This is a genomic window from candidate division WOR-3 bacterium (assembly GCA_016867815.1).
Taxonomy (GTDB): domain Bacteria; phylum Hydrothermota; class Tepidihabitantia; order Tepidihabitantales; family Tepidihabitantaceae; genus UBA2258.
In genome coordinates this window covers 1-9280 of record VGIR01000101.1, presented here as the reverse complement: position 1 = coordinate 9280, position 9280 = coordinate 1, and the positions used below count along the sequence as shown (strand labels likewise).

At 60.5% G+C, this 9280-nt stretch carries 6 protein-coding genes and 1 tRNA gene; 3 read left to right on the top strand and 4 right to left on the bottom strand.

The annotated features are described in order from the left end of the window. Positions 1-256: 256 nt before the first annotated feature. From FJY68_12100 to FJY68_12090, 3 genes are all read left to right on the top strand, one after another. Positions 257-330: transfer RNA gene (locus FJY68_12100), tRNA-Arg, on the top strand. A 16-nt stretch (positions 331-346) separates the two neighbouring features. Next, on the top strand, positions 347-1042 hold the full coding sequence (locus FJY68_12095; protein MBM3332566.1) for a tetratricopeptide repeat protein: 696 nt from the start codon (positions 347-349) through the stop codon (positions 1040-1042). Positions 1043-2674: 1632 nt separating this feature from the next. Continuing rightward, a complete protein-coding gene (locus FJY68_12090) occupies positions 2675-5029 on the top strand; it encodes a tetratricopeptide repeat protein (GenBank protein MBM3332565.1) in 2355 nt (784 codons plus the stop codon). A gap of 93 nt (positions 5030-5122) precedes the next feature. Here FJY68_12090 and FJY68_12085 read toward each other — a convergent pair whose 3' ends face one another. The 4 genes from FJY68_12085 to FJY68_12070 all read right to left on the bottom strand — a co-directional run bounded on the left by FJY68_12085 (position 5123) and on the right by FJY68_12070 (position 9037). Next, positions 5123-6118, bottom strand: coding sequence for a hypothetical protein (locus FJY68_12085; protein MBM3332564.1), 996 nt, complete (start codon positions 6116-6118; stop codon positions 5123-5125). A 260-nt stretch (positions 6119-6378) separates the two neighbouring features. Beyond that, positions 6379-7269, bottom strand: a complete 891-nt coding sequence (locus FJY68_12080) for a hypothetical protein (protein ID MBM3332563.1) — start codon at positions 7267-7269, stop codon at positions 6379-6381. 93 nt (positions 7270-7362) lie between these two features. Beyond that, positions 7363-8304 carry a site-specific DNA-methyltransferase gene (locus FJY68_12075; GenBank protein MBM3332562.1) on the bottom strand — a complete coding sequence of 314 codons (942 nt, stop codon included), beginning with the start codon at positions 8302-8304 and terminating at the stop codon, positions 7363-7365. A 1-nt stretch (position 8305) separates the two neighbouring features. Beyond that, positions 8306-9037: a restriction endonuclease gene (locus FJY68_12070; protein ID MBM3332561.1), complete on the bottom strand. Its 732-nt coding sequence runs from the start codon at positions 9035-9037 to the stop codon at positions 8306-8308. Positions 9038-9280: the final 243 nt, after the last annotated feature.

Here is a 9280-nt window from a genome sequence, read left to right as displayed (position 1 = left end):
CTGCCGACCGACAAATCTCACGCACGTTCCGTCTCATCTCTCTCCATCTCCGCGGAGCAATTCCCGCTGACCGTCTTACCTCTCTCAGGGGGTCACCATGTACCCAGGCCAGAACTGCGACGCAACCAGCCCGGTGCAAGACCGGCTTGAGAATCTGGAAGGTGGATCCGGGGCGTCGGCCCGGATTCCTGGTTCTGTCACCCGGCCGGCCAGCTTCCTTGACTTGCGTCGAGCTTCTCCTATAATCGGCAACCAAGCCCCTGTAGCTCAGGTGGATAGAGCGACGGTTTCCTAAACCGTAGGTCAGGCGTTCGAATCGCCTCAGGGGTAGAATGAAAAGGATACCATGCGCTTCAAAGGCAAACACTACGTCAGCAAGCGGGACCTGAAGGAAGACCGGTTCCAGAAGCTCGTCGAACGGGCGATGGAGTTCTACTACCGCGACCGGCAGAAGGTCTGGATCGGTGCCGCGGCTTCGATTGCTGTCATCGTCATCGCCATTCTACTGCTGCAGAACCGGAGTACCGGGGCGAATCCCCAGGCCGAGATGGCGTTCACTCGCTCCATCGGTATCTACTCCACCGGCAACTTCGCGCAGGCCGAAACCGCCTTCAAGGACGTTGCCGCCCGGTTCGGCGGGAGTTTCCTGGGAGCCAAAGCGCATTTCTACCTGGCCAACGTCTACTACAACACCGGCCGCACTCCCGAGGCCAAAAGGGAGTTCGGGGTCTTCCTCGGCCGCGTGAAGAACGACCCGCTCCTCAGCCCGGCCGCGCAGTTCGGCATCGGGAATTGCGAAGAGCAGGAGGGTGACAACGCGGCTGCCGCCAGATCCTACGAGGCGGTGTCGCGCCGGTGGCCCAAGTCCCCGCTGGCGTTCGATGCCATGATGGCCGCGGGCCGCGCGTACCGCAATGCCAGCGATTTCGCCAAGGCTACGGCCATATACCAGGAGTTGCTCAAGAGCAAGCCTGAGGGTCAGAAGGGCGAGGACGTCAAGGTCGAGCTGGCTCGGATAAAGGCCCTGCAGGACAAGTTCTAGTAGTCTGTCCGCCGCCCGATAGGAACCAACCCAGGTCTCTTCCGGGCGGCTTTGCGTTGTAGCCCGACTAGTCGGGCGATCCCACCTGTTCGGCTCGGTGGAAGCCGGGTCGAGCGATCGAGTGCCCGAGGCTTCAGCCGGCCCTCGGCCCTGGTCCTAACCTCAACCTTGACCTCAACCTCGCGGCGCAGCCGCGCTACCCGCGCTTGGGCTGTGACTAAGTCCCCACTCCCTTGACGCGCTTCTGAGTCTATTCAGTAGAGTGTCCCCATTTCGCCCTTTTCCATAGTCGCCCTAGGTCGCAGCAGTGCCGTGCTCGGTAGTACAGCAGCAGCGGCTGGTACCGAAGGTCAAGTTTGTGAGACTCGAACACAGTGGGAACCGTCTGACTGCCCATGTAGTGTTCTGCTTCCCCTATCTGCTTGAACGGCAACCTGTTGCTGACGAGCGCTAGGAAGTAATGGGCGTCAATAGAGGATAGGGCGTACCATATGTGTCGAGACCAACAATAGGTCATGATCCTTCTTATGAGAATTCGTGAGCATCGACCTCTGTGCTCGGGCAGAACAGACATGGTGCCTATCTCAACTAGTCCATTGGCAGGGATTTGGGCGAGTTGGACGCGAGCCCAGCCATAGATCTCGAAATCGTCGAGGGTAGGCAGATGCAGACAGCCCTCTGGTGTCTCATGCGGGTGGATCATGCGTACAACGCCGCAGTACTTCCCCTGGGTCTTGGCGACTATGAACGCGGTCCTGGGATACCGGTCGTACGATTCCAGTCTCCGGGACGCGGCTTCTCCGACGTAGCCTGCAGCGTGAAACAGATCGTACTCGAGTCTTGCTGCGTCGAGATCACTGCCCGGACGTTCGCTAATCTCGTACGTCGCTACTGATTCTCGCACCATCGATACACTACCGCCGCGGGATCGGCGCGCCTTGAAAAACCCGGTCGGGGAAAAGAAGGGAGAAAAGAGGGACACTTCCCATATCTCCCAATGCCGTCAAGGCCGAGCTGAATCCGACATCCATCGGGAGTAGGATACTCCTGACTCCGGCCATGTCAAATCGGAGGGGATAGGGACCGAGTGGCCGGAAGCGGTCAGCCGTGAACCGACAGCCGGCTTGAGCTTGAGCTTGCGCTTGAGCTAGCTTGCTGCTTGCGGCTTGGGGCTAGCGGGCAACGCCCGCGCCAATCTGCAATCTGCAGTCTGCAATCTGAAATGCCTCGTGGGAGCTTGCCGAAATGGGGTGCGCGGCCTGGTCCGACAGCATCTTGACGCGCCTCGGAGGTAATTGAGTATCGTGTCCCCGTTTCTACCCCTAGTAGTCTGTCCGCCGCCCGATAGGAACCAATCCAGGTCTCTTCCGGGCGGCTTTGTGCTGTAGCCCGATCATTCGGGTGTTCCCCACCTGTTCCGCCCGGCGGGAAGCCGGGTCGAACGATCGAGTGGCAGGAGGCTGTCAGCCGGCTTGGGCTTGAGCTTGTGCTTGCGCTAACTGGAGGCTTGTGGCTTGAAGTCCGCGGGCTACGCCCGCGTTAATCTACAATCGACAATCTGCAATCTGAAATGCTCTAGCGTGCTGTCTACTGCATGCTGTATGCTGTCCGTTGACAGGCTTCGGATTCATAATGATAGACGGAGTGGCCCGCTTTTCCCCCGCTCTTCCCCGCGTGAGATTGACTCAGAAGAGTGCCCGCCTAGACTTGGCAGCGATGATGCACTTCTTGGCTGGCGTTCCTGGGTGGGTCTGGGGCGTCTTGGGGGTTGTGGCGCTCATGGTGACAATCTACTACGGCCGCAAGGCCGCGACGGCGCGGCAAGTCCGCGTCGAGATCAAGCGAGCGCAAGGTCCGGCTGCCAACTTGTCGGACAAGGATGAGCCGCTGGTTGACTACAGGCAGTTCTACGGGGACGAGCTTGGGGAGAGGCACGAGTTTGACTTCATCCGCGAGCGGGCAGAGCATAGGCAGGTCGGGGATAAGGTCGAGGTCAAGGCCACGCCCTTGGAGGACGTGCTGGGCTTCATTGCGGGACCAAGGAAGATGCTAGTCGTCTGCGGCTCGGGCGGACTAGGAAAGTCCCGGTTGCTGATTGAGGCGGCAAAGAGCAACCGTCACCTCCGCTTTGCGCAGACCCGCCTGTTCAGCAAGAACTTGCCCGGCCTGGCCGCGCTGATTCGGGACAGAACGCACAAGAGCGACATCATCGTGTTCGACGACTGCCACGAGTACCAGTCGGACTTGGAGTCGCTGCTCAACTGGGCTATGCGCGCCGGCGCCAGAGTGATCGTGGCGACTCGGTACATGGGCAGTATCGAGGAGGCCCTCAACAGAGTCCATGCGACGCCTGAGATCGTAGAACTCGCGCCGATGGTGAATGCAGCTCAGATCGTGCCAGTCCCTCCTGATGTGAGGACGGAAATCGCGAGGGTTTCCGAGTTCAACCCGGCACTTGCTGTGATGGCCTACCTACACTGGCAACGCCATGGGAGCCTAGTCGGTATCCTGGACAGCTTTGGGCTGATGGGCCGCGTTTTCGATGACCTGCTGCGTGAGGGTGCAAAGACTGGGTTCCGTGACACTGCTGAGTTCTTGGCCGAGATGGCGGTGCGGGGAGGTCTGTTTGAGGACGAATCACCCATGCCCGAGCACATTGTGCTGGCAACTATGCTGAAACCTATGGGACACGTCGATACATACTCGGGTGGACGGAAGAGGGTATTCCGAGTTGTTCCTGACAAGCTTAGAGATCACGTCGTTCGTATTGTCTACGGCAGAGCTGGGTTTCTGCAGCCGTCATTCGACGCGATGCTCGCGCGCCTGCCTGATAGGGACGCGGTGAGTGTAATCTACACGCTCGGGATTCAGTATCGTGAGACCGGGAATGACGTCTGGAAGCAGGCGTGCGGCACACTGCTTCACAAGTACGCGGACATGGGGCATGGCGCTGGAATCGGGTTTCAGGCTCCGCAGAGCCGCGTGGAGCTCGATCTGCTCGTCGACGTCGGGTATACCGCGTGGGCGCAGTTTGGCGATGTATCAATAGTCTCCGAGAGCCTCGGAGATTTCTGCGCGGGGGCAGAGAAGCTGACATCGTTGAGCCATCTGCACAAGGCCGCGATGTTCTGCCACCGGACCGGACAGCTTGAAAGGGCAATTGCCTGCTACGAGAGAGGCGAGGCACTGGCCGCGGAGGCTGGAGACACGCGTTGGCTAGCTTCGTTCCTCGGCAACCTCGGACTCGTGTACCGGGTCAAGGGCAGATTCGAAGAAGCCCTTGGGAGCATGCAGCAGGTACGTTCCCTGACGCACGGAATGGGCGACAAGGTTGGGGAGGCGGCCGCGATCAGTAATATCGGGAATATCTACGCGGACCTTGGAGAGTCCGACAAGGCACTGCCGTATCTTGAGGAGGGGCTTGCCGCGGCGCGTGAAATCAAGGACAAGCCTGGCGAGGCAAACCAGCTAGGCAACATCGGTTTGGTCCACTATCACAGGGGTGACTTTGACCGGGCGCTTGAGTACTTCAAGGAAGCCCTGGCAATAGACCGCCAGACCGGAGATCGGGAGGGCGAGGCGACCACGCTCGGCAACATCGGGCTGGTCTACAGAGGCAAAGGCGAGTTGGATAAGGCCGTACCGTACATCGAGGAGGCGCTGGCAATCAACCGCGGTCGCGGTCATCAGCAGGGGGTGGCACATAACCTGTGGAACTACGGTGCCGTTTTGGTCGATGCCGGCAAATACGATGAGGCTATCCCTAGATTCGTCGAGGCATTGGCCGATTCCCTTGCCGTCGGCATGGCACTTGTGCCCGGGTGGTGTCTAGCCGGACTGCGCGCTTGCATTGAGGCGTTGGGCCGCGCGAAGTTCACCGCCTTATGCGAGAAGAACGGGATGTCTTCGGATACTGCCATGATGTTGGCTGAGAAACTCCTGTCCAAGCCCGACCCTAAGGCAGGCGGGCCTAGACGTGGTCAGTAGTCGTCGGCAGATGCCGAGTGAGTGAAGTCGACCTCGCGGGCGGGGTGTCAAGTCCGCAGGCGACGTTGAGGCGTACGCCGACACCTTTCGCCGTCACGTGTGCTCGTTCTCTTGCTTTGCTTGGTGACGCGAGTCGATCAGCTTCTGAAGCTCTCTGGTGAGCTGGCTCAACATGAAGACCTCTCCCGTTGTCAGGAATGCGCCGGAATGGTGCACTTCTGACAGCAGCCCGTAGGCGTTACTTGCCCATGAACCTTCCTCCCCAATGAGCAAGCCGTTCTCTTTCAGTGCCCTTACAGCATCGTAACTTCTCCCGCAGCTCGGTTCTCGGGCACCATGCAGAGCGGCAAGGAAGTCTCTACGGAAAAGGACTGATTCGAGGTGCCCGCGAACGACGCTGGCACCGGCAACCGGGCTGGGCGGCATGCCACTGTTTATCGAAGCAGGGTCACCCGTAGGGAGCAGTCCCAGCAGGATACCCTCAGCCGCGAATTCAAAATCGTACTGCCAGCTAGGGGACCGGAAGGTGACTGGCCCCTCCGCTGAGCCGGACACGAACTGCTCGGTCACTCGCGAGAACACGTCGAGGTCGTGTTCAACTGTCTTCAGGATTGAGGCAAGGCTATCGAGATAGGCCTGCTTGTGAGCACGACCGAACGCCGCTGCATCCCGTCGACGTTCCGCATTCATGACCTTGGCATCTGGCAGTCCTGACAAGTAGCCCATCAGGTAGCGGTGCAGCTCATGGGAGGCGTGAAACACGATACTCGCGCGACGACCGTCGAGCAGGCTGTCCTGTCCTGTGCCGAGTTCGAACGAGAAGCAGCGGAGGCTGAAGTAGGTTGAGTACAGTCTGTCGCGGTGCTCTCTCCAGGCTCCAGCCAGACCATCAGCCCATTTGTTTTCGTGCGCTTTCTCTAGAGCAGCAATCACCTCGGCGCACCTACGGTCTGCCCATGTGCTCAATTCATCCGCGACCGCCCGGATAATCTCCGCTGGAATGGGCTCGTCGGCCCGGATGGACTCAAGTCGGTCGATGATCTTCCATGGATCGAGTTTGGTTGGAAGACGGGGGTCGTTGGGTAGCATGTTACGTCGCACCTTTCCGGGGAGGAGATGGACGCCTCACGCATTGCAGGCCTCCACCAATGACCGACTGGACTCCACGTGCCTTCACGGTCGGGATTCTAGAGCTGATGCCGGGGAGTCAAGTCGATGTCACCGCCACTCCAGGAACTGCCGGATGGCCGAGGCGGGAATGCAGGCGGTGAGGCTGTGGTCCACTCTCGCGCGGAATTGGGCGTGTTCCCGAGGTTCATGATGAGGAACCGTCCCGCACAGCCCGCAAACTAGTCCGTGTCGTCTTCGTCGAGCCTGCTGGCGTGCCGTTCGACTACTCGACGAAGCGCGGCAGGGGTCTCGTCCCCATTGATCTTCTGGCCAAGTTGCGCGATGGCTTTGACAATTCCGGCTTCGTAGGACTTGACTAGATTACTAAGGTACTGGACCTCGTTGCGAACGCAACGGACGTACGCTGGCACGTGGCGCTCGCTGATGATGTCGATTCCCACCGAGACTCCGCTGGCTAGGTTCAATCCAGACCATTGCTTCATGAATCTCACGTGCTGGGTCTTCCTAAGTGAGAAGTGGCCCCTACTATTGCTGCAGAGGTACATCTCGCCGCCGAGAACCACGACTGGGTAGTAGACCTGTGCCATCGACCACTCGCCGGGGTCGAGAAGACTGACCAGCATGCCATGCATCTCTTGGTAGTGAGCTTCTACCCGGCAGCATGTTGCCTGGCGCAATGCCTCCAGAGTGTCATGCTGCTCGTCGTTATGGAGTGCCATCCATCGGCCATCGTTGTCACGCTTGGGCGGCTTGAACGTGCAGTACTGCGTAGCAAGTGGCCATCCGTACGAGTGAAGGTCGCGGTTGCTGCCATGAAGGGAAGCTAGGTGCGTTGGGACACCTGCGCCTGCGTCGATGCCAAGCGGAAAGCCCGATACGACGTACGACTCATCCATATCACGCTCGGGGTCAGCCGGCGTGCCGAAGAAAACCACCGGCTGTGAGTTGTTCTCGCACTCGCAGAGCACAAGCGCGTTCACTTCGCTTGGGGATGTCGTAGAGGTCCAGCGAGCAACTAGGTCAATCTCGCGTGCCCTACCAGTAGTCGGGTCTGGATAGGGAGCGTTGGGTTCCGTCGTGAACTCCTGTTGTCTGAACAGGCGATCCACACGCATCTCAAGCAGATACCCTGACCTCAGAATGGCTTGCTTGACTTGCTCTCTGGTCGGTCGCTTAGGGTCTTCCGGGCGCATAGCGTCCAACTATGAGCTTGTCAAGGAGCGACGGATATATCGCCTACGCGAAGGTCTGCGGGGCGGCGCGTCGGCGACGGCGGTGACGGTCGAGGGAGCGAGAAGGTCCGAGGCGGTGCGGTATTCGATGCTCGCTCGCGCGAAGAGAGGACCAGACTCGCCGTCCAGGCGGCGGAGGGCCATGCGGCAGTATTCGGGGTCAACGTCAATCCCGATGGAGTTGCGGGCGGTGTTGAGGGCGGCGAGCATGGTAGTGCCGGTGCCGGAGAAGGGGTCGAGGACCGTGTCGCCATGAAATGAGAACATGCGGACGAGGCGTGTGGCAAGCTCAAGCGGGAAGGGGGCGGGGTGCTGCCTCGTCGATGCGCCGGTCATGGTCCAGAACTGGCGGAACCAGTCCGCGTACTCTTTCTTGGTGAGCTTGGAGAGTCGGCGCTGTTCTTCGGTCGGCTGGCGGTAGCCACCGGGTTTGCGCTGCATGAGGATGAACTCGATGTCGTTCTTGATAATGGCGTTGGGTTCATAGGGCTTGCCGAGGAACTTGGAGCCGTTCTCGACCTCGTAGTTGGCGTTGGCAATCTTGTCCCAGATGATGGGGTTCAGGTTGTCGAAGCCGATGCGGCGGCACATGACCACGATGTCGGCATGGAGCGGCATCACGAGGTGCCGGCCGTAGCGTCGGCGCGAGAGGCAGACGTCGCCGACCACGCATACGAGCCTGCCGCCGGGCACGAGCGCGCGGAAGCATTCGCGCCAGACCTGTTCGAGCGACGCGAGGAACTTCTCGTAGTCGGCCACGTGGCCGAGCTGGCCTTCGGTCTCGTTGTAGCGCTTTAGGTTCCAGTACGGGGGAGACGTGACGACAAGATGTACCGACTGGTCCGGGACGTACGGCATGCTCCGCGCGTCGCCGAGAATCAGGCGGTGGAAGGTCCTGGGCTCGGTAGCCATGTCAGGAGGAGTGGGCGGCGACGTGGGCAACCAGCGACCGGGCCAGCGCGGTGAAGGTGAGGTCAGGCGCAGGCTCGGAGTAAGCGCCACCCGCACCGGCTTTGGACTCCGAGAGCAGGAACGCGGCCATGCTGTACTTGTTCTCGCGCACGAGTTTGCGGCAGAGGAGTTCGTAGCGTTTGGCGTACGATGCGGTCTTGAACTCGGGGAAGACCGGGAAGTGCGGCTCCTGCACCGAGACCGGCGATTGCGAACGCGGGCAGTCTTCGAGCAGGAACAGGTAGCCGAGCCAGGGCTTGACGTCGAGGTTGAAGGCCTTTTCCCGGTAGGCCGTCCAGAGGTCGACCGCGCTGCCGATCGCTTCCTCGGTGCGGTTGTTGAAGTTGTTGCCGAATGAGGGGCCGACCTGCGATTTGGCCTCAAGCACACAGATCAACTGGCCGTCCCTGACCACGAGCAGGTCCCATTCCTTGGTCGGCCGGTAGAAGCCGGGCAGTTCGAGTTTGGAGGAGCGATGGATGCAGTCTTCCGGCATGTGGGCGTCGCGGATGAGCCGGGCGAAGAGGTCGATGAAGCCGTCCATCTGAGCGCCGCCGGTGACCGCGCTGCGTGCGCCCTGGTCAACCTTCCTGCCGCGATGCTGCTTGCGGGCCTGCGCGGTGCGCGTGGCCCAGAAGTGCTTCACCGCAGTCCGCACCTTCGCATCCAAGCCCGGTGGCAATGGGACCGGCATTTCGGCTCTGAGGATAAAGAGTATTGGCCGACAGTCAAGCCAAGGGCCGCAGCCGTTGTCCGGTTCGACGGGCTGGCAGAGAGCTTACCGGAGAGCTGGGGAGAGTGCCTACCAGAGAGTTGGGGGAGGAATCTACCAGAGAGTAGGGGGAGGAGTCTACCAGAGAGCAGGGAGAGGAATCTACCAGAGAGCTGGGGGAGGAATCTACCAGAGAGCAGGGGGAGGAGTCTACCGGAGGACTGG

Excerpts from the sequence above, each read along its gene's own strand:
- FJY68_12095 (MBM3332566.1), top strand. The coding sequence starts at position 347 with ATGCGCTTCAAAGGCAAACACTACGTCAGCAAGCGGGACCTGAAGGAA.
- FJY68_12070 (MBM3332561.1), bottom strand. The coding sequence starts at position 9,037 with ATGCCGGTCCCATTGCCACCGGGCTTGGATGCGAAGGTGCGGACTGCG.
- FJY68_12090 (MBM3332565.1), top strand. The coding sequence starts at position 2,675 with ATGATAGACGGAGTGGCCCGCTTTTCCCCCGCTCTTCCCCGCGTGAGA.
- FJY68_12075 (MBM3332562.1), bottom strand. The coding sequence starts at position 8,304 with ATGGCTACCGAGCCCAGGACCTTCCACCGCCTGATTCTCGGCGACGCG.
- FJY68_12085 (MBM3332564.1), bottom strand. The coding sequence starts at position 6,118 with ATGCTACCCAACGACCCCCGTCTTCCAACCAAACTCGATCCATGGAAG.